General features: G+C 36.9%; 19 protein-coding genes. 2 read left to right on the top strand and 17 right to left on the bottom strand.

Annotated elements, in window-relative coordinates; genetic code table 11:
- Window positions 1-157 precede the first annotated feature (157 nt).
- The 16 genes from VB715_RS21330 to VB715_RS21255 all read right to left on the bottom strand — a co-directional run bounded on the left by VB715_RS21330 (window position 158) and on the right by VB715_RS21255 (window position 22,589).
- Window positions 158-436, bottom strand: a complete 279-nt coding sequence (locus VB715_RS21330; RefSeq protein ID WP_323303213.1) for a helix-turn-helix domain-containing protein — start codon at window positions 434-436, stop codon at window positions 158-160.
- 131 nt (window positions 437-567) lie between these two features.
- Entirely contained in the window at window positions 568-3,054 is a 2,487-nt protein-coding gene (locus tag VB715_RS21325) for a DUF1156 domain-containing protein (protein WP_323303212.1), read from the bottom strand.
- Window positions 3,055-3,145: 91 nt separating this feature from the next.
- The gene (locus tag VB715_RS21320; RefSeq protein ID WP_323303211.1) at window positions 3,146-3,529 is read right to left on the bottom strand and encodes a hypothetical protein; all 384 of its coding nucleotides are present in this window, start codon (window positions 3,527-3,529) and stop codon (window positions 3,146-3,148) included.
- Between the two features lie 2 nt (window positions 3,530-3,531).
- Window positions 3,532-3,954, bottom strand: a complete 423-nt coding sequence (locus VB715_RS21315; protein WP_323303210.1) for a type II toxin-antitoxin system VapC family toxin — start codon at window positions 3,952-3,954, stop codon at window positions 3,532-3,534.
- A gap of 10 nt (window positions 3,955-3,964) precedes the next feature.
- Window positions 3,965-4,243 (bottom strand): hypothetical protein, encoded by a 279-nt coding sequence (locus VB715_RS21310; RefSeq protein WP_323303209.1) that lies wholly within the window; start codon window positions 4,241-4,243, stop codon window positions 3,965-3,967.
- Between the two features lie 55 nt (window positions 4,244-4,298).
- Window positions 4,299-4,742: a type II toxin-antitoxin system VapC family toxin gene (locus VB715_RS21305; protein WP_323303208.1), complete on the bottom strand. Its 444-nt coding sequence runs from the start codon at window positions 4,740-4,742 to the stop codon at window positions 4,299-4,301.
- On the bottom strand, window positions 4,743-4,988 hold the full coding sequence (locus tag VB715_RS21300) for a hypothetical protein (RefSeq protein ID WP_323303207.1): 246 nt from the start codon (window positions 4,986-4,988) through the stop codon (window positions 4,743-4,745).
- 35 nt (window positions 4,989-5,023) lie between these two features.
- Window positions 5,024-8,674 (bottom strand): helicase-related protein, encoded by a 3,651-nt coding sequence (locus VB715_RS21295; protein WP_323303206.1) that lies wholly within the window; start codon window positions 8,672-8,674, stop codon window positions 5,024-5,026.
- A 349-nt stretch (window positions 8,675-9,023) separates the two neighbouring features.
- On the bottom strand, window positions 9,024-9,656 hold the full coding sequence (locus VB715_RS21290; RefSeq protein WP_323303205.1) for a site-specific integrase: 633 nt from the start codon (window positions 9,654-9,656) through the stop codon (window positions 9,024-9,026).
- Window positions 9,657-9,852: 196 nt separating this feature from the next.
- Complete coding sequence (locus VB715_RS21285; RefSeq protein ID WP_323303204.1) at window positions 9,853-10,872, bottom strand: hypothetical protein; 1,020 nt, start codon at window positions 10,870-10,872, stop codon at window positions 9,853-9,855.
- A gap of 75 nt (window positions 10,873-10,947) precedes the next feature.
- Window positions 10,948-12,201 (bottom strand): hypothetical protein, encoded by a 1,254-nt coding sequence (locus VB715_RS21280; RefSeq protein ID WP_323303203.1) that lies wholly within the window; start codon window positions 12,199-12,201, stop codon window positions 10,948-10,950.
- Between the two features lie 15 nt (window positions 12,202-12,216).
- Window positions 12,217-13,146, bottom strand: coding sequence for a hypothetical protein (locus VB715_RS21275; RefSeq protein ID WP_323303202.1), 930 nt, complete (start codon window positions 13,144-13,146; stop codon window positions 12,217-12,219).
- 65 nt (window positions 13,147-13,211) lie between these two features.
- Complete coding sequence (locus VB715_RS21270) at window positions 13,212-15,734, bottom strand: dynamin family protein (protein ID WP_323303201.1); 2,523 nt, start codon at window positions 15,732-15,734, stop codon at window positions 13,212-13,214.
- 513 nt (window positions 15,735-16,247) lie between these two features.
- The gene (locus VB715_RS21265) at window positions 16,248-16,916 is read right to left on the bottom strand and encodes a hypothetical protein (protein WP_323303200.1); all 669 of its coding nucleotides are present in this window, start codon (window positions 16,914-16,916) and stop codon (window positions 16,248-16,250) included.
- A gap of 479 nt (window positions 16,917-17,395) precedes the next feature.
- Window positions 17,396-21,061, bottom strand: coding sequence for a plasmid replication protein, CyRepA1 family (locus VB715_RS21260; RefSeq protein WP_323303199.1), 3,666 nt, complete (start codon window positions 21,059-21,061; stop codon window positions 17,396-17,398).
- A 556-nt stretch (window positions 21,062-21,617) separates the two neighbouring features.
- Window positions 21,618-22,589 carry a hypothetical protein gene (locus tag VB715_RS21255; protein WP_323303198.1) on the bottom strand — a complete coding sequence of 324 codons (972 nt, stop codon included), beginning with the start codon at window positions 22,587-22,589 and terminating at the stop codon, window positions 21,618-21,620.
- Between the two features lie 321 nt (window positions 22,590-22,910).
- Here VB715_RS21255 and VB715_RS21250 point away from each other — a divergent pair, with 321 nt between their 5' ends.
- Both VB715_RS21250 and VB715_RS21245 read left to right on the top strand, forming a co-directional pair.
- The gene (locus VB715_RS21250; protein ID WP_323303197.1) at window positions 22,911-23,510 is read left to right on the top strand and encodes a ParA family protein; all 600 of its coding nucleotides are present in this window, start codon (window positions 22,911-22,913) and stop codon (window positions 23,508-23,510) included.
- Window positions 23,503-23,781, top strand: coding sequence for a hypothetical protein (locus tag VB715_RS21245; RefSeq protein WP_323303196.1), 279 nt, complete (start codon window positions 23,503-23,505; stop codon window positions 23,779-23,781). The genes VB715_RS21250 and VB715_RS21245 overlap by 8 nt, the downstream gene beginning before the upstream one ends.
- A gap of 76 nt (window positions 23,782-23,857) precedes the next feature.
- Here VB715_RS21245 and VB715_RS21240 read toward each other — a convergent pair whose 3' ends face one another.
- On the bottom strand, window positions 23,858-24,889 hold the full coding sequence (locus VB715_RS21240; protein WP_323303195.1) for a hypothetical protein: 1,032 nt from the start codon (window positions 24,887-24,889) through the stop codon (window positions 23,858-23,860).
- Between the last annotated feature and the right edge of the window lie 114 nt (window positions 24,890-25,003).

Genomic DNA, 25,003 nt, shown 5'->3' with positions numbered 1-25,003 from the left:
CAGGGTTTTTACTCAGTCCACGCTTCATTCTTTTCCAGAGCATATCAAACTTTTTTATGATTCTTTTTATTGTTTCTTTACTCACCTCTATTTTCCAAGAGTTGCTGATCTGGTTTAAGACTCTTTTTAGGGTCTTCGGGTTTTCTTTAACCCAGTCTTATATTAGCTTTTTTTGCTCCTCGTTGAATTTTGGTTTTCGTCCTCTTCCTTTTTTGTTATATAGTCCTACGATGCCTTCATCTTCCCATTTAGTAAACCAATTGTATATGGTTTTTCGAGTCAATCCAAATATGACCATTAATTGATTGATTGAAAACCCTTGATAACTCAAGATGATACATCTCGCTCTATCTCTGACTTGATAATTTTTACTTCTTCTGCTAATTTTTTCTAGAAGTTTTCTTGTTTCTGTATTTAATTCTCTAATAAATCGCATAAATTTTCTGCTTTTAAACTACAGTTTATAGTTTAGATTATTTTGTTGGATCTGTGTAATTAATTTTGTGTGTCTACTTATCAATGGCTTTCCCTTTGTCCCCCTACTTTCTTAATTCTGTCAGTTACAGTTTATACAAAATCCAATGCGATTACCCTGTCATATTGGGTATAAGCTCTTAATCCTGCACCCACACAAGCGATGACTAAATCTGCCCCAGATACCTCATTTTCCATTAAGGTTTTGACTCTTTCTTGGATGATTTCTTTTAGTAAGGGTTGCACATCCATTGCATAATCTCCCACTTCGGATGTGGTGCGTTTTCGGGCAATTAAAAAGATACTTGAAGCAAGAGACGCTTTTAATCCTCTTAATCCTCCTGGCTGTTCTGTATCAATAGGAAATGCTTCAGTTATGGTAAATTTTGCTCGTCTGAGAGAATCAATTAAAGTTGTCCATCCTGCGGTGGTTTTATGAGCATAAACAACAACAATTATCCCATTATTTTTTAATATTCTATTGGCTTCACAAAATGCTTGGTGCATCATGTCTTCATAAGCTTTTGCTGCTTTTTGTTTATCACCCCCATAACGTGAGGCTTCCATGATTGCTTCTTTTTTCTTAGGGGTTAATTGTCCCGAAAAATGTTCTGGATAAAGATGACCTATTGCTCTTTTTAAATGGACATAAAAGTAGTCACTTAAGTCTGAATAGGGTACAGCATCAAAGTATGGGGGGTCTGTAATTACAGCATCTAAACTTGAATCTGCTAAGTTCAATTTTTGACAAGGTTGTCTAAAAGCAGTAGCAATATTTTCAATATTAACTAAATTTTTTAATGCTTGAATCATCCAATCTAGTCCATCTAACCAATTACCTGAACCTGTTCCAATAGGATTAGTTTCAGGGAAATCCCAACACATAGGTAATCTACCGCTACTAATAGGACTTTCAATCGTTTCACGTCCTGAATGATAAACTCCTAAATTACTGCCACGATTGGCTGTTTTTGTAGTTGCTAAAGCTAAATAAGTACAAATTGCCTTAGCAAACTCCTTTCGTTCCTCCTCACTATTAGGAATTAGGAATTGGGATTTAGGATTTAGGGATTTTTTAGGTAGTTTTACATCTACATTAGAACTAGAATAATTTTCAGAATTTTGTGACGTATTTTCCCCTAAACCTTTAACGTTTGATTCCTCATTCTTATCCTTACCTAAATCACCCATTTTTAACTGATCTTTCCCTAATTCCTCTGCAACCGCGCCGAAGGAACGTTCTATGCCTAAATCCTCTATATTTAACGAATCTTCCCCTTTAACCCCCAATTCCCAACTCCCAACTCCCAAATCCTGTAAAATCTCCTCATGCGCTAACCGTACCCACTTTACAAACGTCATCAACGATAATAATTGACGGGGAGTGAATAACTTACCAAAATTGTCTAAACCGTAGAGATGAGTAAAAAACGCTCTAGTATCCCCAGAAAAGATAGGTTCATCAGGAATAGTTAACCCTGTTTCCTGGCATAAATTCTCTAATCGCTGTAAAATCGCTGATTCATCAGGAATATAACGCTGATAATCCGTTGCAGACAGATAGGTTTTCCCTTGCTTTCCCGCAGTGGTGCAGACTATCGCCATTAACTGTTGACCTATTCTCCCTGCTTTCCCTTCCGTTTTAACATGGTCATTTTTAAACGTTGTCCCACAATGATGACAGGTAGAACTACCCCGTGAACTCCCCGAAGCAGGGTCAAACCCCAAATCTTTCGCCGTTGTTGTTTCAATAACCTCAAAATCAACCCGTTTCGTCTGATGATTAGGAATAACCTTTAATGCGACATACTTCTTACTTTTCTTACATAACCAAGTTTGCCGTACCAAAGGAACTGACGCACCACAAGAGGGGTTAGGACATTTTACCGTGCGAGTCCATAAATACGCCACTGGCCTTAACTTCTGGGTAAAATTTAAGCCTAATTGCTTGGTTTTTGGTTGAAATAAATCTAATTGTTCCTCATCATTTTGTATTCCTTCCCCTACCACAATTTCAGGATAAAGATCCCCTATTTCCCCTTTAACCTTTTCTATCACCCAATGACCCCATTTTTCCACTTCATCCGCCAATTTTTTCCCATACTTTTGCGGATAAACCAAAGTACATAATTCAATAATATGCGCCACCGGATTCAATTCAATGGCATAGGTTTCACAACCTAACCGTAACCCCTCCAAAGGTATCGCCCCCCCACCCGCAAATAAGTCCGCTATTTTCGGTGCAGGAACCTCTTTTAACGGCGTATTTTCCGGTAAACCTAAACGGGTTCGTTGTGCTTCTAAAATAGCGTTTCTTGCCTTTTTAATCGTTTCTTCTGAGGCTTCCCACTTACATAACTCAATCATGGTTTTAGCCAAAGCCGTGCGCTTTTGAGGAGTTTCTGGGGCAGGAATCAAAGAAGCAAAAACCGCCGCCCTTGCCGCCACTAAAGGTCGTCTTGCCCACCATAAATGTAGCGTAGAAATATGTCCTTTACGGATAGATTTTTCTCTAGCAGACTCTTTAGAAATCTCTTTAATGGGGATAAAATCTTCAATTAAGCGACGGTCATTATTCATGTGTTTTAGGGTTTGGGGGTTGGGAGTTGGGAGTTGGGGTTAGAGTGTAGTCATTGCGAATGTAACGAAGTGTAATGAAGTAATCTTTTAGTTATTTAACACATCTATTCACTATGGTTAATTCAATGGCGGCATTTAATAAATCTTCTTCAGTTTCTAATGTCTCTAACCATTCTGAATCAAACTGCTGAGTGATTTTTTTAGTCACGACTTTGTATTGATAATCTAAAAGACTTCGGGCAAATAAATCAGCAATTTCTTGCCAGTCCTCTTGAGAACTAATCTTATTAAGTTTCTGGAGTTGTTCTAAAGCTTCATCTGGCATAAATGAACCTAATTTAAGAGAAATTTGAACGAAATCATCACCAATAGTTTTTAAGTCTTTAGACCATGCTTTTTGCTTTAAAAGCTCTTTTTCATCAGAAGTTAGAGATTGAATAATTTGGGACAAGGAATCAACTAATTGAGTATTCATAATCAATTTACCTCTAGTAATTTTACCCATGATAACGATGGAGACACCGTATTAAATAACCGTTTATCTGCTGTCCATAATTCTACTTGTAACCGTTGTGCTAAAGCTAAATAATGAGCATCATAAGTCGCTGAAAGATTGTATAAATTAGCAAGTTTTAATGCTTCTTGATGTAAATTAGAATCACCATAGAATTGAATGCCTAAATTTAACGCACTGTTTAATAAACTTTCCGCTTCATCTTGTGTAATTTGTCCTGCTTTTTGATAACGATAAATTCCATTACTCACTTCATACATTATCAACGTTGGTGCAACAATAACCGTATTACATGATTGCCATTCTTGCCATTTAATATTGTATGAGTTAGTATTATTACTACTGGTTATTAAACGAATAATAAAACTAGCATCAACGCTTTTCATAACCTATAAATTACTCCTTAATATTAAATTCTGGTTGAGATAAATGCGGAAAACAAGCATCCATGAGTTCTTGACTCCGTTCTTCTCGCATTTGATAAATCATTTCACTCACGTCCATATCTAAGGGCTTACCTCCTCGTTTTTCTAAAATCTTCTCTCGGACTTCTACCATCTTTTGATAAGCTTCTTTATTCTTATTAGATGTTGTTTTTTCTTCTAAAAGTGCCTTTTCCTCTGGGGTTAAAGCATTAATGATTTGGGCTAAGGTATCAACTAATTGAGTGTTCATTGTTTAATCTGTCCTTATTTGTTCTGATTATATCATCAAAAATTGGTATTAAAAATTAATTACTAATCTCTTTAGGATTAATCACTATTATTTCTGAATAGCGACGAAAATCATCCACATTAAAAGTCAAAATATGGGTTAATTTATGTACCAACATGGCAGCTACTAACCGCGCATCATGAACATTAACTCCTTTAACTTGATAAGTGCTAACTAATCTTTCCCATTCTGTATAAATATTAGGATGGTCAGATAATAAAGGAAAAAAAGCTTTTACTTTGTTAATTTCTGCTTGCGTTTCAGCAATAGAATAACCTAAACCATTTTTATCTTTAGGTCGAGTACAAACATTCCAAAATTCAATGATGTTTTGAGGCATAATATATAATTGATTTTTCTGTCTTTTTAAAATTGAAACTGAGTTAATCGCATCCTCATACATAGGATGTTTAGAATCAGCACTCCTCAAAAGAATGTTAGTGTCCACTAAAAATAACATTTAACCTCTTTCTCCATAAATGCTTTCTCGACTAATCGCTTCATCAGATAACATAGGACTATCATGACTGTGACTTTCTGCCCATTCTCGAAACGCTGCTATCCATTCTTCTGTCGTTGCTGTTTCGTAAAAAGGACGTTCTTCAGCTTCATTAAGAGAGTTTACTTTCGCATTAAATAATTCCCTTTCTTCAGACGTTAAAGACTTAACAACTTGTGCTAAAGATTCTACTAATTTTGTGTTCATAAATAAGTTCCTCGTTTTTTGGGTAGTAAACTGAATTAACTTTGATTCTCAACTCCTATCTTAGCCAAAGTTTCAGCCCCTACTACATATCTCGTCACTTGTTTAACTTCTTTGACCTCACCTGCTAACACAAAAGCCGGATTTTGAATGGTTAATAATTGGGGTGTGTCTCCTCGACAATTCCAGACCACATATAACCAATAAGTATCCCCTAATTGTTGTGCTTTGCGCCATTCATTAGAAGTTAAAGACACATCTTGATTAATACCAGAACGTCCCTTAACTTCAATGCGTCGAATGGGTAGAGTCCCCGTTGTTTCGTCTTCTGTACCCACACTACGAATATCAAACCCGCTACCATCTCTGCGTTGACTAATATCTTCGGGAGTCCATCCGCGATCGCGTTCATAGTTCATCACATACTCCATAGCGATCGCCTCGACTTCAAGATCATTCCGCATCCCTTGTAATGCAGGTTCAACGGGAGGAACCACCAATGCAGTCCCCAAATACACTAAACGCCCTGGACGTACTAACTGAAGATAAGTTAACTCATGTTGTTTGTTTTGGTAACGTTCAGTCAAAGTTCTGACTTTATTTTGAGCATTATCTCTAGCAACACGGTAAGTATCATCCCCCTTGGCGACTTTTCCCGATAACATAATATAGGCTTTTTTCGCTTCAGAAATAGCAGCATCCATCGCCTTTGTCAGATAGTCTTGACGAATTTGTAATTCTCGCTTCCGTTTGCTACTTTCTTCTTGCATTAAAGGAAACTGAACTTTACCTTTTAGCCATTTTTCTAAAGCTTGTTGTTCATCAGAAGTTGGGGGTTGGGAGTTAGGGGAAGATTGGGAGTTAGGAGTTGGGAGTTGGGATTTAGGAGTTGAATGGAAAGAGGAGTTGGGAGTTGGAAATTGGGAAGAAAATACCTCACTAATTCCTGAATTATCACTAATTCTTAATTCCTGATTTCCAATTCTTGAATTATCACTAATTCCTACTTCCTGATTCCTAATTTCTGAATGATCATTAATTCCTAATTCCCGATTCCTAATTCCTTTGAATGTTTCAGGACTTAAGGGAGTTAAATCATGTAAACAGTCCGTAGAAATTAATTGATAATCCCCCTTATTTTTTTCAGCAACAGCAACCATCATGGCACGAATAACCGTTCCTTTTCCTTTAATATCCTGTCCAGCTATTTGTACTTCAAAAAAGTGAATAGAATAGGGGGTAAGGGTATCAGCATCAAGAAACAAAGCTGATTGATAACCAACAGTTTGTGCTAGTTGTCGGTCTAGACGTTCAGAAATTGCCCCAAATAAACAATGACCAGGGGTGACAAATTCCGCATCTTGATGAGAAACTTCCCCCAATTTTTCCTTATAAAAAGTAAACTTACCATAGCGACTATCGGGTACACCTAGTCGCCTAACAGCATCAAGAGTCGGGGCGCGAAATTCCTCTTTAAGATAAGGAATGCGCCATAAACCATCAGCCCTAACCTCTAAATTTACCCCTAAATAATCACAAGCGCGACGGAAAAATTCTTCCACATAACGAGGCATTAATCGCCGTTCTTCTGATAAATAATCCTCTTTTTTGGTGCGACGAACTTGCGATAAATCCACATGAGAAGTCGCTAAAGCAATACCCGTTGCTTCTTCTAATTCGTCTAGTATTTTTGGATCAAGACGATTAATTGTTTCTACGGCCTTCTCTTCTTCAGCTTTACTGTAAGAAGCATCTTTAACTAAATCCTCAAAATGAATATCATTAAGTTGAAGTAATTGACCAATCACATCAAAGACCTTATCTCCCATTGCCTTACGAATTTCATCAAGTTTAGTCAACAGTTTATTAAGAACATTTCCCTCAATCGTATTCGTCGCCACAAAGTTAAAAATATAGACATCTAAAGTTTGTCCAATACGGTGTATTCTTCCCATCCTTTGTTCAAGTCTATGGGGCGACCAGGGAATATCATAATTGACCATTAAATGACAAAATTGTAGGTTAATTCCTTCCCCTGCTGCTTCCGTTGCCAAACAAATTTGTTTATTAAATTGAAAGTATTTTTGTGCTTCTTTTCTAGCCAATGCACTCATTCCTCCATGAATTTCACACACCGTAAACCCCCATTGAGTTAAGTGCTCCTTGAGGTAAGTTAAGGTGTCACGATGTTCGGTGAAAATCAGTAGTTTGCCCCGTCCATCTTTTAACTCTTGTAATTCACTCCGTTCTAAACAATCTTTGAGGGCATTTAACTTAGTTTCTTGCCCAAGTTCGATAGTTTTTTTAGCTAAATTAACTAAATAACGTAGGGCAACTAATTCATCTTGAAGTTGGTCTAATTGTTCAGCTACCGTTGAATCAATAGCAATTTCATCTAATTCTTCCCCATCATAATCCTCATCTTCCATCTCTGGGTCGGCCACTCGTCCTAATTCCATTAAACGTGCGTGTTGTTCAGCCGGAGATAACCCCTCTAATTCTTCTAACAAATCAGCAAACCGTTTTTCCCGTTTTTTGAGAGATGAATAAATAGCATTGAGACTACTGGCCAAACGCCGTTGTAATACCGTTCTTGCTAAGGCAACAGAACCTTTTTTACGTCCTTGAGTTTTACCCAAATAACGGTTAATATAGCTAGTAACTTCATCATAAAGTAATTTTTCAGACCGAGATAATTCAAAAGGAATTGTAATGGGATAGCGTTCTTTAAACAAACGATTGCCATTAAAATCCTTTAATTCTTCTTTAATTCGTCTTAGGAACCAAGGACTATCTTCTAATTGGAGAATTTGAGGATTAATGCTACTAGAAATAAACTGATCAGGGTCTAGTAATCGTAAAAAATTATGAAATTGGTCTTTATTTCCTTGATGGGGAGTTGCCGTTAATAAGAGAATGCGTTCGGTTATTTGAGATAATTCTTCAGCTAATTTATAACGTCCAGTGCGTCGTAATTCATCCCCTTGGGTTCTAGCAGAACATTTATGTGCCTCATCGATAATAACTAAATCCCATTCTACTTGTAAAATAGATGGCATCACATCATCTCGTTTAGCAAAATCAACCGAAGCAATACACTGACGAAATCGTTCCCAAGGATTTCCCCCTAATTGGTTTTTGACTAAGTTTGAATTAATAACCTCAAAAGTTTCCGAAAATTTACTGCGTAACTCATCTTGCCATTGAACCGTTAGGGGAGCAGGGGTTAAAATGAGGATACGCTCGACCGCATGGCGTAATTTAAGCTCTTTTAGTAATAATCCCCCCATAATCGTTTTTCCCGCACCAGGATCATCAGCTAACAGAAATCTTAAACGCGCTTGAGGTAAAATACGTTGGTAAACCGCTTCTAACTGGTGAGGAAGGGGACGAACCCCGCTTAAGCTCACCGCAAAATGGGGGTCAAAATCATAGGCAGTTTTGATCCGAGCCGATTCGATAAACAGAAAAAAACGATTAGCATCAACAATAGGCTGATAATCATCTCGTTCGGCCAGTTCAAGACTGAGAGCTTGTTCTAGAGTCAAAAAAGCTTCTTCTTTGCTCCCTGATTCAGTCTTGACTTCAAAAATAACCGTTTCATCGATAACTTCGACTGATGTGACCAAAACTGTTCCGGTGAACTGTTCTGGAAGGGAAATCCGTTTACCAAGCAGTTCTTTGAGCATAGAAATCCTCGCGGGAATTAGACAACCTGCCAGACTTGAGCATCAGAACCTATCCATGCTTCCCGTACTTATGGGTTATCTTTTCTAGTATTCCCAGAAATTACCGAAATGTCAGAGATAGCGATCGCTAATTTAGGTTGATTAAGATCACCACAAATCGCCAAATGACTGCTATGTGCGTGCATCGCTTAAGCAGTTAAGCAAATCATCGATATTAGGTTAAAAAGCAGACCACCTCATCACTAACCTCATTCAATAATTGATAATTAATAATGGATAATTGATAATTACCTCATCTAAGCTAATGTTATTATCCACTAAATTACAGCATTTAACGTGACTTAGCTACTTAAAAAGGTATAATCTCCCCATTCCCTCCCCCATCCTTTTTCCTCTGTTCAACCCGTGATGGCGGTTTACTGCCAATCAAATTCACTGCATCCATCACCGCCTCATCACTGACTTCTAAATAGCGTTGCAATGTCGCCAAAGAGGAATGACCACTAATCTTTTGAATCACCCGTAAAGGAACCCCCCCATTGTGCATCATAGTCAACGCCGTCCGTCGGAAGCTGTGGGTACTTACCCCTTCTACTCCAATCCTCACACAAGCCTCCTTTAAAATTAAATCAGCCGCAGCCCTTGTCATCTGCTTGGGTGTCTTAGCATTATGATGACCAGGAAACAGATAATTGGTCGGCTTATACTCTTTAATATAATTAGACAAGATCCCTTGAAGTTGCTCATTAATAGGAATACAGCGAGTTTTCTTCTTCCCCTTCGTCACCATCTTGCGTAACGTAATCTGACCCCCGCGAATATCCTTCACCGTTAAGGCCAACGCTTCAGAAATACGACAACCCGTATGCAGACAGAGCGAGAACAGAGTGCGATCGCGTTGGTTAGTCAACCCCCATTGAAAGAGGCGATCTAACTCCAGAGGAGTCAGGACTTTAGCCTGACCAAAGCCATTTATTTTCATGGTTGTATGATAGATATAATAAGCAATTGAGATTACTTGACGAAACTGCTCTTTCGTCAAGTAGTTTGTTTCATCTTACCAATGAACAAGGGACGATTTGGACGTATTAGGAGCATTGTTTCAATGCACATGATTAGAAAAGGACAATACTCCACTAAACGTTTATGATGAGAACATTATATGATTAGGTTTTTAGTCAATCAGTGGAACTTTTCTTGATAAATAGTCTCTGAGACTCTGATTGTGAATAATTTTCAATTAAATATTCAAGAAAACAATGATACTCTAAAGGAAGATTTGCTCGATAATCAGCTTCTTGAAAGAGTTCAATAATTAAAGCAGAATGAACATGATCCTTATCTGTTGTAACTTTTTTAGGAATCAAAGGAATATTATCTAACTCATGAAAAAGCTCTTTTAATTCATATAAAATGGGATGAATACTAATTTTCATATTATTGATAGCTTCTTGAAAAGTTACATTTTTGCTATCAAACTCACTTTCAAGTTTTTTCTGTTCTGCTTTTAGTTTATCTGCATTGCCAGATATTTCAGATGAGATTGTCCAATACTTAATTCCTTTAGCGAGTCCATCAATCCCTGTAAAAATTGCTAAACTAAAAAATATCAAATAAAAGAGAGGATTAGCAACAAGAAACATGGTTAGTAATCCCACACCTATATAGTTAGCTACATTTTGGATAGTGTTTCCTGTTTTGTTTTCAAGTTTTTTCTGTTGCTGTTTAAGTTCCTCTAGGGTTTGAGTGTACTTATTTTGATGTAACATTACTGTTTTTTCTCTTGTTTGCTCAAGTTGTTGAGTAAAATCTTCTTGAATAATTTCAGCTAAATAAGTACGGTCTATTTCTTCATCTCCTGCCCAAATTTCCAATTGTGGTCGAACAAATACCCCATTTTGAAGCTGATTAACCGCTTCATCAAAGCAAAAATAACAGATAAAATCCTGAGAACCGCAACCAGTTGGAAGAAGAAAAACGGGAACAGTACAAGGGGTAAAAATCTTACTCATTACCATTGCGATTGTATCTGAACCAGCTTGTGTGATGGTATCTGTAACCGTTTTACTTGTTGTTACAATCCAACTGCTCATGGAGTTAACTACATTGATAGCTGGATCGGTAACAGCTTTAAAATTATCTAGTTTGGGCAGTTTTGGCAGTTTTGGCAGTTTTGGAAATTTCTTGTGATTAATCATAAAATACTTATCTCAAATTAAGAAGAATGAGCGTGAATCGTTTTTAGTGAGAAGGGTAATAAAAGAGATGTTTTATTACGGTAGAAGATATAATCCTGCTTCACTCTTTTCATCAGGGAGTAATTCTTTGCTACTTTTAACGTCTTTAGCTTCACATAAAGCAGCGAAATCTTGTAAGGTATCAAGTCTAGCAGAGAGTTCACTTAAAGTGTCTAAATATTCTGCTAGGGCAATTTGTTGATCAACCCAAGCTTGATTATATTTGTGGGAACTATAGGACATTTCAAACTCAACTTCTATTTGATTTTTCTGATGTTGAATTTGCTCTAAAGTTAACAGGCGATCGCTATTAGAAATTTGGCTAATTCTTGCAACTCGTTCTGAGGTGATATAATCTTGAAAAATCGGAGTATCAAAGCGATAAGCTGTAGCTAAATATTTATTATCTTGAGTCAGACAGTGACTTGTCCATCTCTGGGCTACTTGTTTAAATTTGGTAACTTCTTCTATGAGTAATTGTTTTGCCTCTTGATGGTGTCCTATTTCTAACAATAAGTTAGCTTCGGTGGCGGTAGCCACCGCCCACCCTTGGATAGCAATATCACTATTTAACATTAATTCTGCGTTTAATTCTGGAGTCACTTTCATCGCTTCACTACCAAAAAATAAACGCATACTAGAAGCAGTTTTTAAGGCTTGTCTAGGAGATTCATTGGGGAAACGAGTGCGATCATCAAGTTCTGCTTTTAAAGTAGCAATTTCTTTAATTAACATGGCTTGATGAAGGTGAGAAATAGCTTTTGCTAGACTTTCTTGTTTTTCTCTACTATCTTGAACTAATAAATATAAATAAGCGAGTTGTCCTGAAACGGTATCTAAGCGATCGTCTAAATAATTTAACCCTTTAATAACAACATTAAAACCTTCTGTCATTTTGTTATCTAAATGGTGTAACCCTGCTTCAACTCGCTTAAAACCTATTTCCATTGTTCGTTGAAGATGACCTAAAGATTTTTGAATTTGATGGAGTTTAAATCCCATGTATGCGAAACCAGCAATACTAACACCGAGGTTTAAAACACTCGCCCCAGCAGCAATTTGAGTTAAACCCATCACTGAATCTAGGGTTTTTTCTATTCCAAATAATGAAGGATAAGACGTGAGTGGGTCTATAGTCCCTGGTACTTCCGTAAGATGTTTAAAAATCTGTCCTCCTTTTCCAGTACCCGCAGCATATCTAATTACACTTCCATAACGGACAAATGTGCCATCAAGTAATCCCTTAATAATCACAGGATCATTAATTAGTAAAGTGGTTGGTTGTAACATTTAAAATTTCCTCATTTAACGAATATAGACATCAAAATTACTGGCAGCTTCCATTTTCAGGCGAGATGATACTTCAACATTGGTTGCTAAATCATATAATTTCTTAAAAGCATCATAACGCTCTAATTGGTCAACAGTGGGTTTAAATCCTTCCTCTGCTTCCTTTAAATCAACTTTTATTAGATAAATATCATATTCATTAGCTTCCTGTGGTTGGGTTTCAAATTGTTTAATGGTATTCCATTGATCTTTTAAAGTTTCTATATTTGCTTGGACTAAAGATTGAGTCGCTTCATAAAGTTTTTCCCCATCTTCATAATCAATTTTTGTTTTGATTTTCAGACCTTCAATAATAGAAGTTTGTGCAGCAGGAATAACTAGAATTAATGATTGTTTTAAAGTAAGTTTAACAGGGGTGGTAATAGTTGGAGAAATAGGCGGTAAGATTGTTGAAGAAGAAGGGTTATAGACAGGAATATAATCGCTGTTTGGGTTTTTTTTGGCTTGCGGTTGTGGTTCCTTTAATTTGTAAACAAAATAACCAATCGCTGTAATTCCGAAAGCTAATAAAATGATTAATCTCATGGGACTCAAACTTGAATCTATTGTAAATAAGAAATCTTCGATATGCTGATTAAATTCATTATGAATCTGTATTATAGTAGGTATTTCTGCAAAGCGAATCGGTATTTTCCAAGGTTTAGTCTCGTTACGACTTTCTTGAAAAATAAAATCTATCAGTTTTTTTATTTCATCATTGTTAACTCCTTGAATAATAAAATCACGTTCTTCAGAAGCAATATCAAGTCTTTGGCACCAAAAGTCAATCCCATAAATTAGCTTGGTAAAAAAAGGGGCTTGGTTATAATCATCATATTTTTTATTTAGCTCAATAATAACTTTATGGGATATTTTATCAAGTATTGAAGCAAAATAGTTCATCATTTTAATTTCTTTGAGTAGTCAATCATTTATTGATAATTTCCTGTTAACAAGACTTTTGATTAATCTTAAACTACTGATTCATTTTGTTTAACCTCCTTTTCTAACTGTTTTACACTTTCAATAACCTTTGCTTGTTTTACTTCAATATTTGCCCAAAATTGTTTCTTTGCTTCAAATTCATAGTCAATAATTCTGGCTTGTTCAGCTAAAGCTCGTTCGGCTAAATTAGTAATATCAATGATTGATTCTTCAAAGATATTACTAACATAATCTAACCTGGAAATAATCCAATCACACAAGAGATCCCATAATTGTTCTTTTCCTTCTTTAATCCCTTCTGACCATTGTTTTGCCATTGTGCTTGGAGAGGGAAGAAGTAATTCAATATACTCAATATCTTCATAGATATCACGAGTTTTTGTTACTGTTTCAATATATTCGACAGGGCGTTTTCGAGTTCTGGTTTTGGTCTGCTTAAAACAAGAACCAGAACTATAGCTTTCCTTATACTTTTCGTATTTTGTCTTTTTGACTTGTTCTTCATACTCTTCTGTGTCCACTATTTCGTTTTCAGTTATATTTCTTTGTTCAATATTATTTTTAATCTCAAAGAATTTTTCAGGTAAAGTGGGTAAATTTTGTGTCAATTTATTGTGTAGATCGCTCATTACAGCTTGCTCTATATCAAAATTAACAGAATGTAATTCTTGTTGAGAAAGGCAAATTTTTAACCGTTTTAGTTGTTCATTGACTAAAGACTGTAAAGCGTCTTCAAACTGCTTTGCTTTCCCTTGTAGGGAAAATTCTGCTCTTGCTGTGATGGCTCGACGCATGGTGTGATAAAGTAAGCGCACATAACGTTCATCATGTTCTATTTCTTGGATAGCTTGTTGATTATCAGCGCGTACTTTTCGCTGTAGATCATCTGAGACAACTGAAAATTTTTCTATTCGACAACTCACGTTATCATATTGTTTCGCAATATCTTTGGCCAAGGCGGGTGTTACAATTTGGCTTAATTTCTCCTCCAGTTCATAAGCAGATTGATTATTTTGAAAAGCATTTCTTACAGGAACAATGAGAGATTTAGTTAAGTCTCCTTCAACGAAGCTAACTGCCTCAAAAATGTAAGAAAAACCCTCACGTTTTTTAGCTTGAGCTTCTTGTTTAATCTTATCAATTACTTTAGGCTCATTAGTTTTTAAAGCTTCTACAATGTTTTTTACTTCTTTTTTAAAATCTCCATTTATCTTTTTTAAGTTTTTTTCTAAATCTTGGCGAATTTGAGTTACTTTTGCTTTCTCGGCTGTTACCTCTTCTTGATTATTAATTTGGCGAGTTTCAATTAATATATTTAAAGCGTCTTTTAAAGCATCAAAACCATTAAATACATCCAATAAAGCAGGAAGAATAACTAATTCGGAGAATGATTCTTGTAGTCTAATCCTGATACAATTCCATAAAGTTTGTCCTCCACTCCACCGCAGAGCATAAAACATAATACGTCGCATTTGATAGTCATCAGGAGGACATCCATCTTCAAGATTATCTTCAAGCTGACGAAACCACTTTTTTAAATCTCGATCCCCTGTGACATTTTCTTTAATAACAGTGGCACAGTCACGAAATAAAGAGTTCAATAACTGCTGTCTTCTATCTGGTGTAACATTAGAAGGAGTGTTCAAAGAAGTTGTTCCCCAAGCACATTGAGCATAGTATAAAAGACGAGCATTAAAAGGGATAACATCAGGTAATTTAGGCAAGTTTAAAGTTGTTTGAATTTCAAGTTTTAGCTTTTCTAATCTTTCATTTAAAGGTAAATCATCTGACCCCCGTTGATCCACTCGATTTAAAATAAAAATCATGGAATCTGTACGCCCTTGTAAATACTCGACCACTCGTTTTAACTCTTCTAATAAGCGTTGTCGGTGTTGTTCATCTACTTGCATATAATCTAAGGCTACTAAACTAAATGCTTTACCAACTTGTGGCTGAATAATAGCTAAATTAGTTCTATCTTGTACAGATTTTAAACCAGGTAAATCTAAAAATTCGATGCTAATTCCTTCAGGTAAACCTGATAAAATTGAGTCACAAGCAGGTAAGAGAGGAACATAACTGGTTATTTGAGGCGCAACATATTCCTTCTTTTTTCTGGCTTCATGATAAGTGTGCATTACCTGTTGAATACGGTTATAAATTTCTTCATCATTTAAGCTGATCCATTCCCCCGTTTCCCACACAGCATCGGGGGTTTCTTCTATAATTAATTTATGGTCATTGGAATGTTTTAATTTGAGAATTCCTCCACTCATTTCTCCTGCTTCAATGGGGGCTATTCTTCTTCCCATCAAAGCATTAACAATGGTAGATTTTCCTGATGAAGTTGTGCCAAGGGTAGCAATACATAAACTGGGATTTTCTAACCGTTGTCTAGCTTCATCATAAGCTCTACGAAAGTCTTTTAAACGACTTTTAAGGACTGAATCTTCAAAAACATCAGCAGCAGTGTTAACTAAATCAGAGAGAGCAATTCCTAATTCTTGGAGCAGTTTTCTGGAAATATTTAACTTAGATTCAATATCCATGAATATTTAGGCTTTCTTGGCTATAAGTAAGTCGTTAAAGATAAATAAAGTGAACTGTTTGAAGGAGGCAGGAGCCTCGGTCAATAATTGTAAATACAGCGATCACCCTACTCATTGTTAATTTAAGTATTCCCTAGCACTGGTTAAAAACTAACATCAATCACCAATAATCTTTTATGTCGAAGAAAATACCAGATGATTTGATCTGATTTGGGGGAGGTAAAGAACAGGGCAATGTCGTTCACCTTTAGTTTAAGGGTGGTGGCTGGGAAGTACGGGGCGATCGCTGGTTAAAACCACCCCGTTAACCGCTACGCAGTCCTCTGGCAACATCTAGATAAAAGCCAAATGCAAAGCAGCTTTGTTTTTTAAGTTTTGTTAAGACTTGAATCCAGTTTCTTGATAGTGGCTTCAGTCTGTTTGACATACTTTAGGAGAGCTTGAATTTCTTTATCGTATTTCCGTGCATTTTGAGAAGAGATTTCTTTTCCCTCTTCAGTACGCGGGCCCGTACTATGATTCCAAGGTTTCCATTGCTTGATTAACTCCCTTTGCCGTTTTCTGGTTGATGCAGTCCATCGAGGCATTTTTCAGTTCTCCTAAAGATGAGGACAGGTCACAGGAACTATTTTCGGAGAGTGAGATATTAGTGTGAGATGAAGGAATTTTTCCATCCGTCACCAGTTGGTTTAATTGCTGATTGACATATTTCTTGATGAAGGTGGTTTGACGGGGTTTTTTGAGGTCAGTTAAGGTTCTGGCTGTTTTAGTTGACTGGTTTTGGAGTTTGATTACTAATTGGCTTAACTTCTCCACCTGATCTGAGGTACTTTCTTGTACTAACAACCCATCTTGAATTAAGGCGTTAAATTTGATGGAATAGTCCATAAACATAACATTAAGGACGTTCAATTGACAAGTCAATATTTCCTCAATACTCGATAAGTCCCCATTATTAATATCCTCTAATTGTTTTTCTAATTGTTGCTGAAGAGATCTGGCTAGAGACAGCCTATCTTCACTGTAAAAGATTTGAGAGATAGCAACCGATGCCAAGTCCTTTGGGCTTAAGCTATCGGCTTTGACTTGACAAGATTTGACTTTCTCGACCAATTGTTGTTTAAGTAGTCTCTGCTTTTTGTGTTCGAGTGCAGCCTTGATTCCATCTAGGTTTGATGTCATTTGTTTAGTTCGTTTTTGAATTTTTTTCTCTAACTAAATTTTAGTTTTTTTTTGAGACATCTAGATAAAAGCCAAAAACAAAGTCACTTTGTTTTTGGCAGGAGGCAGGAGCCTCGGTCAAACATAATGTCAAACATCTGTCATTCACCAACAGAGGATTGGTAAATCATGCTGATGCCTCCATCTATGCACATCTCTTTAAATAAAACCCGTAGCCGATCTTTATCCTCACGGGAAAGAAGACCCCATGATCGTTTCAGCAGGAGATAAAATGCCATCATTGAATATTGAAAATCCGGCAAAGTGTACTATAAAAACCTTAAAAAATGACTTCTAAAATCAGCTTTTCAAAAACCGTCTCTAACTCGCTCTGTGTAAAGTTTTCAATCCTATGAAGTTCCTTATAACAACATAAGAACCGGAAAACCACTATTTAGTAGTACACTTGATTAACAATGGTTTTCCTACTACAAGCTTGGCTATGCAGCTTTAAGAAAGTCTCGGACAAGATCTCGCTCCTCATCAGGCATATTATTGAATACCCACCACGCAAGGTCGTCAGCCTGATATCCAAGACTAAGGCTAAGCTCTCTCACTCGACCCTTAACATTTTGCCAGCTTTGGCGTGAGGTGAGGCTTAAAAACTCCCAATAAACTAGATGGACTTTAACCTCAACCTCTGGATCAAACCGTTCCTTTAACTTACCCCACCAGAACATATCTTCATCAGGTTGATATAGTGGCTTAAGTGACTCCAAATTAGGATCATCAAGGGGTGAGTAATTTTGCTCATCATCAACCTTACTAAGTCCATCTTGAGACTCACTTTCTTGGACGACAGGACAACCCATTGTTATATACTCTCTAAGGCTCTCCTGTCGGGACTCTAACCCTTGTATATTGAGGCTTTCGGAGAATTCCTCTTTTTGCGGTTTGTCCTCTAAAAATCTTTGGTCAAGGGCATTCAATACAGCTAATCGATCAGGGTCATTTAGAACTTCTGTACTTAGAGAATAATAGCGGATTTTATCTTTTTCTTTCTCCTCAGTTCGGGTTAGTATTACCTTTAATCCTACTTTTTGAGCGAGGGTTTGAATAAATTTGATCGGTTCGGTTTTTTTGCTGACGGTTGACCCCAAGGCGGTATAAATTTCAGTCCATCGAGAATAAGCCCGTTTCATGAACTCAACTACTCTTGGGTCATCCTTGGATAGTTCTGTGGGGTTCTCAAGGTTAATTAACTCAAAAAACCCTAACTCCCTAAGCTCGTTAATCTTCACACTGTAGTTACGGATATTAGGCAAAAAGATAACCCCCTGGCTAAATTGCTTAATCTTTTTGAGATAATGTCCCTGGTCTATCTCCCTAGTGATCTCAGGATGCTGGTAATACCAAAATAATTTATGAGCATTTAACCACCGTCGGCCATCTTTAAGGGTTGCTTTGTGAATAAAATCAGGGGTGAGGTCTATCCCTGGTAGTTCTTGTTTAAGAAATGCTTTAGCAGCTTCTCTCCTTTCTTCTTTGGTGGAATTTTTAAGGGTGATCTCTTGTGCTTCTTCAAGAGTTATGTCTTTAGCCTTGGAAGTCTCTGTGGCTTCAATCCATTTTTCCTCTTTCTTAAGCTTTCGATGTTCATCCCCCAATGCTGTTTTCTCTGTACAGTCATTAACGGCTAATTGATACCCTTCTTTTATTAATTGCTTATAAAGCATTTCCTCAAAGTTCTGTGCGGCATAATTAGCCCGTGCTTTAGTATTAGCATAAAGGTCAAGATGAGGATCAATTATCATCTCTGTTTTGGGGTCACATCTTTTTGCCATCTCGTTTAACACTTCTAGATGGGTCGGTTCTCTGCCTAGCTTTTCTTCTAATACCTCCGTAGTTAAACCTATTAGGTCTAAGCCTTTATGGTTGCGTTTAGTTATTTGTCGTTTAATCACATCAGGGTCACAGGATTTTTCCTCATCATTTCTGTTTATTCCTTGACCTGAATAGACAGAAAAATCAAGATAATTTCGATTCCTTTCCATAGCCTGAGTGATTTCGACGGGTTCTAAAATACCTCCCTGAGCAATAACGAAACCATAATCAAAATGGTTATAAATATCCTCATGGAAGACTCCATCAATCCATCCATCAAGAGAGATTCCTGTACTCATAGAAGTGGTAAAAACTAAGCTACGGGGCTTCTGTTTTTTGATTGACTTATTAATATTATCCTCAATGATTGCTTTAACTTCTTTATCTTCGGAAGTATCTCCATTAATAAGCCAATGGGTAGCGTCAGGATCTAATTGTTTTAATCTTTTATGTATGGCTAAACTGTCAGCTTTTGAGTCACAAAAGATAAACAAGTTCTCCCCATTTTCATACCGTCTATTAATTTCTTCTATGGTTTCATCGTATTTACCCGTATTGAAGTTAACTAACCCTTTTTGGGGGACATATTCGTTCTTAACGATAAAAGTATCACTGACGGGACAAATAGCATCAATATAATCAATTTCTACATCAGTTAAATCAGCATCAGCACAAACAATTAAACCACCGCTATTAATAGCTTCTGGTAGCTTTTCTTGTAGTAACTTGAGAATATAAGACCTCATATCCTCCAAGGTTGATGAGCTTATATAATGCTTTAAACCTTGTCTAATTTCATCGAAGATAACTAAGGCTCCTGACCAATTTTTAAAATTAATTTTACCTAGAGAATCAAAACATAAAGCTATGGACTCATGAAACTCTCTATGAAGGTTTCCATATTGGTCAATTGCTGTAATTTCCCATCTTTCAACTTGTTCTTTATAGAGTAAAATTCTAGGGACGATGGAGATAATTGGCTGGTTTTTTTTCTTCCACTCTTTAATTAACGGGTCAATAATTGCTGATGATTTTCTTGATTGCTTTGGAGATTTTATGAATAACTTGCCTTTTCTTGGAAGTTGGTCTAATATCCCTTCTAATGTAGGTTCATCAATTAGTAGGTTAATTTCTTTAGTTAGGTAATTAAGCTTATGTTGTTTCTTCTCTATTTGGGCTTTGTACTGTTGACGGTTGGCTATGTCTGAGAAAACCTCTATATCAATAAGCTTGATGTCAATTTCATTAGGAGCAACCTCATCAATGTCTAGACCATTTTCCTTATCATTTAATTGTCCCCAATCGGCTATTTTTAGATCAGAGATGAATTCTCCTAATTTCTCATAAGCACGGGTGACATTGCTGTTAATAGCACTGCCAGCGTCAGCATAGAGAACAAAGTTAACCGTCTCCCATCCATATTTATCCTTGATGGTGGCGATCGCCGTCTCAACAGCCTCTTTACTACTAGCAAAGTTACCCCCACTCGCACCGATAACAGGAATCCCTAGTTTTTTAGCTGTTAACAGGGGTTTATACTCTAAACCCTCAGTGAACCCTATAACTGGTTTTTTGGGGGGGCTATCGGGCAAATAAACCGCAATAGGGAGGTTTCCATTGGGGAGGTCTATGGGGATACCCCTGGAGTTCTTTGAGGATACCCAAAGATATTTTCCGAGTTCGTTAGTGGCACTATCTAGATTATTAACCCTTAATGCCGTGTATAACCCGTCTTCATTAGGTACAGGTATGAGAATGCCGTCGGTATTGTTATTTAGCTTATTTCCTTGTTGATTGACCCCTGAGAGTCGATTATCGACAGGTTTACTTAATTTTTGCCATTGTTTGACGGAACGATAACCAGCTTCATCTATCTGGGTATCTATGAAGCCTCTACCCCTGAGAATTTGGCGGTGGCGATCGCTTAACTCTAGTTGATCCAAGATTAACCGGATTACCCGATCCCGTTCCTTGATTGGTAGCAGTTTCTTAAGCTGTTCTTTGTCCCGTTGCTCTCGTTGCTGCTTCTTAAGCTCTCTTTCCCGTTTCCGTTCCTCTAACCGCTCTTCACGGCGGTCATCAGCCCACTCATCAGCATCGGGTTTATAGGCCCACATCCCAAAGCCCCAAGTATCCTGTCCACGATACAGATAATCTGAGGGGTTAGCGTCGAGGCTTCTACAGTGGATCAAATTGGTTTCGAGGCTTTGGCGACAATCAGGGCGATCGCCGTTACAGACTGGGCAAGTATCGCGGCGGGTAAATCGTTTCCAGTTACTCATGGCTACCCCCTCCCCATTTCAAGAAACTACCGCACTTCTGGCAATGAAGCCTCCTATACTTCGGTAATGTGGCGATGATCTTTGCCTTACTCCTGCATCGGGGGCATTTTGGTGGGGGATGGTTATCCCCCTCTGGGGGGATATTGTGGAAGTCTTTATTATTTAAAGGTTGTGTAGTGACACTTGGGGTTTATCCTTTTTGAAGGTCTATTTACTCACGAGCCGTTCGCTACTTTTTCCAAAATCGAGTAAAGTTAAAAACGTGTATGTTTGTGTTGTGTGGAGGTATGCCCCCGAAGCTTTACTGGAATTTTGATCTTGGTATCAGTACCGGATTCAAATGAGTAAATTAGGCTTCATCAAAGGATACCCCCCATAACTTTTCTTAGATCTTGGTGATAATCAGGCAATCCGTGAGAATGTGATGTTTTTGTGATATCTGGCATAAGCTCCTCTTCTTGAGAACTTCTTGTTTTAAGCTTAAGCTCAAGACTAATCCTTTATCAAGTTTTTTGCAAAAGTAGATCCAATTGTTAAGTTTTGTTACAAAAAAGGTTTATTCCTTTTTGTCAAGGTTTGAGTAAGGAACATAGGCAGAAGACCTTTTATCCCAAATGTATAACTGATCATTCTGCCACTGAAGAGCTTTAACTCCTTTTTGTGGGTGCGAGCATCGTTGCCTTTCAACGAACAAGTTAGCCTGAGCTTGTTTATAGTTTTTGTAAGCAGTCTTTGTTGTTGAGTCTTTAGATTGTTGGCAAGCTATCTCAGCAAGGTAGGGTAATTTAAGTTCTTCTTTCTTTGGAAGATAGCGTGGCAGGAGTTTTCTCTGTTTTTTGGACTCTGCCTCACTGATTTCTCCATTGTCAGCTTTGTTTTTTAATTTCTCCAATTCTTCCAAATGCTTTCGACTTGTGGCGGGGGAATAAGCAGCATAGGTTTCGAGACAAATCGAAAACTCTTCTTCACTATCTGCATTGAGAATAAGAGTGATGGCTTGTTTTGGTGTTTGAACCGAAAGTGGGTAATGATTTTGTGAAGTATATTTTTGGATATCATCCCATCCCATAGAGAGCATATTATAGAGTTCAATTATCAAAAGAACATAACTTCTTACATACTTTAAATCTATCTCAGTCTTCAGATCTTGTTGATACTGTTCTTTTAAATTAAGGGAAAATTCTCCATAATATTTCTTTAGCAAAGATATCTCAGTATCTGTTAGTTCTTTTTCATTATTGTGAATCTTTAGATTATATCTAAAAGCTACTTCATCAATTTTATTGATGATTTCTTTTTCAAAATAAAATTTCAAATTCTTCTTGGTAAGTCCTTCGCCTTTAGCAAAAAGGTCTAATCCTATTTTTATTGTTTGCCAAGTAGCATAGCTTTTAAATCCCCATACTTTTTGGACTTGGTTTTTTGCTTGACTGAGCAAAGAGTTTGGAGGCAAATCATTAGTAATATCAGCCAAACTATTGATGTCTTGGTTAGGTGAACTATCGTTAATAAATTGTTTTTGTGTCATGGGTCAAAATCTCTTAATACTACTCCTATATTATACAAAAATTTCTAAATTTTTATCTGTGTGGTCTATTTCTTTTGCCTAAAAATTTAATGACATTTACCTTGGAGTAAGGGAGTAAGCTGGTTACAAATAACAATTTTATTAGATCGATCCTGTCAGTACCCTGTTTTGTGGATCGCTGGATCACTATGCCTGGATCAACTTTGTGATCTACTGAAACTAATTAACCGCTTAAGCAGTCAACCAACTAAACGTCCTAAACGTTTAAGTGATTAAGCACTTATTTAACTAATCAACTAACCGTCTAAGCGGATAACCATTATGATTATCACTGTCACCTCTTATAAAGGGGGGGTGGGCAAAACGACCACTGCTATCCATTTAGCCTGTTATCTCCAACAGCAGGGGAGAGACACTTTATTAGTGGATGGAGATCCCAACCGCAGTAGTTTGGCCTGGGAGAAACGGGGGTCATTGCCTATTAAGGTTGTTGATGAACGGTCAGCCCCTAAATACATTCGAGATTACGAAAATATTGTCATTGATACCTCGGCTAGACCGGAAACCGAGGAATTACAAGCTTTAGCAGATGGCTGTGACCTGTTACTCCTTCCTACCACCCCTGATGCTATGGCCATTGATGCCCTTTCTTTAACCGTTAATGCCCTGAAAACGATTGGGGTAAACCATTACAAGGTGTTACTCACCATTATTCCCCCCAAACCCACCAGGGATGGAGAGGAAGCCAGGGAGTTTTTGACAGATGCAGGGATTCCTTTATTTAAAAAAGGTATCCGGCGGTTAATTGTGTTTCAAAGGGCTGCTTTGCAGGGGGTTCCGGTGTATGAAGTATCAGATCGGTCATCTCGGAATGCTTGGAATGATTATGTAGCAGTGGGTAAGGAGTTAATCAATGGCTAAGAATCGGTTTGAGAATTTATCTAAGGCGTTGAAAGGGGAATCTCTACCCGAACAAGTAGAAAATATATCCTCTGACACACAGGTAGAATCATCTTTCCTAAAAAAACGGGGAGGGAAACGCAGCGATCCTAATTTTGTCCAGGTGGGGGTTTATGTTCCCAAGGAGTTACATCTTAAAGTTAAGAAGTTGTTGTTAGATCAACCTGATAAGGATATGTCGGACTTGGTAAGTGAACTTATGGCTGATTGGGTTGAACAACAAGAGGATTGATTAATCTTGAGATAAACGCAAAACTAGACAATCAAATAAGTTAATGTAAAAATTGAATTATTAAGGAGCCTTTATTTTAGCCTATATAATCCATAATTGAGCCTTGTTCTAAACCCGTTAAACGACGATACATTAAGACAGCTTCTGACTCACTTAAACTAGCAACAATATCAACCGCTAACCTCAATTTTTTTTCATTTTCATCTCCTTCTTCTAAGATTTCTGGCAATGAACCATCTTGCAGAAAACGAGAAGGAATTAAATTGTTTTGCTTATTTGTGATTGCTTCTTTATAAATATCAAATAACTTACGAATAATTTTTCTTTGTCCATACTGTTGAGTCGCTAAACGGGGATTGGTAATAACGTATTTCCAAACGATTCTTTGTAATAGTTTAAGTTCAATTTCTTCATAAAAAGCCCGTTGTAAATAGCCATGTTCACCATAACTTTCACCAATAGAAGCCGATTGCAGATATTTTTGGATCAATAAAGAACTATTAGCTCTGACATAAGTAATTTCATTAATGCTTCTAGGGGCATATTCAGGGGGTAAATATGATGCTAGAAAATCTTTTAATCTCTTTTTTTCTTCGGGTTTTTCTAGTTCAAGCTTTAATTGCTCATTATCATTTTTAATACTATTTATCCAATCTTGAATAAAATTATCAAGCACATTAGGAGTCTGCAATAAAATATTCAAAGGAATCAAGCCAGCTAAATAAAAATCTTCAAAATCATGAACACTATAGGTTATATCATCGGCAAATTCCATAACACTTGCTTCTAAACTTTGCTTTCCTGATTGTCTATATTCTTCTTTTGGCCTGACAAACTTAAAAACCTCTTGATCAAGCTTGTAAACGGAAAACTTTCTTCCTTTTTTGGTATTTTTAGGCTTATTGTCTTCATCTATTTCTCGAAACCAAGGATATTTTAAAGTAGCGTCTAACGTCGCCCTAGTAAGATTTAGACCTAAAAAATCGGGTTTATAAGGTTCTAGTTGGGTTAAAATTCGAAAAGTTTGTGCATTCCCTTCAAAACCATCTAATAATCCTGCTTTTCTAGCTACTGTATCTAATTCTTTTTCTGCAATAAGTAGACACACAAAATTAATTACACAGATCAAACAAAATAATATAAACTATAAACTGTAGTTTAAAATCAGAAAGTTTATGCGATTTATTAGAGAATTAAATACAGAAACAAGAAAACTTCTAGA

Origin of the sequence: Crocosphaera sp. UHCC 0190 (assembly GCF_034932065.1) — a bacterium.
Lineage (GTDB): Bacteria > Cyanobacteriota > Cyanobacteriia > Cyanobacteriales > Microcystaceae > UHCC-0190.
This window is presented reverse-complemented; position numbering and strand designations above follow the sequence as displayed.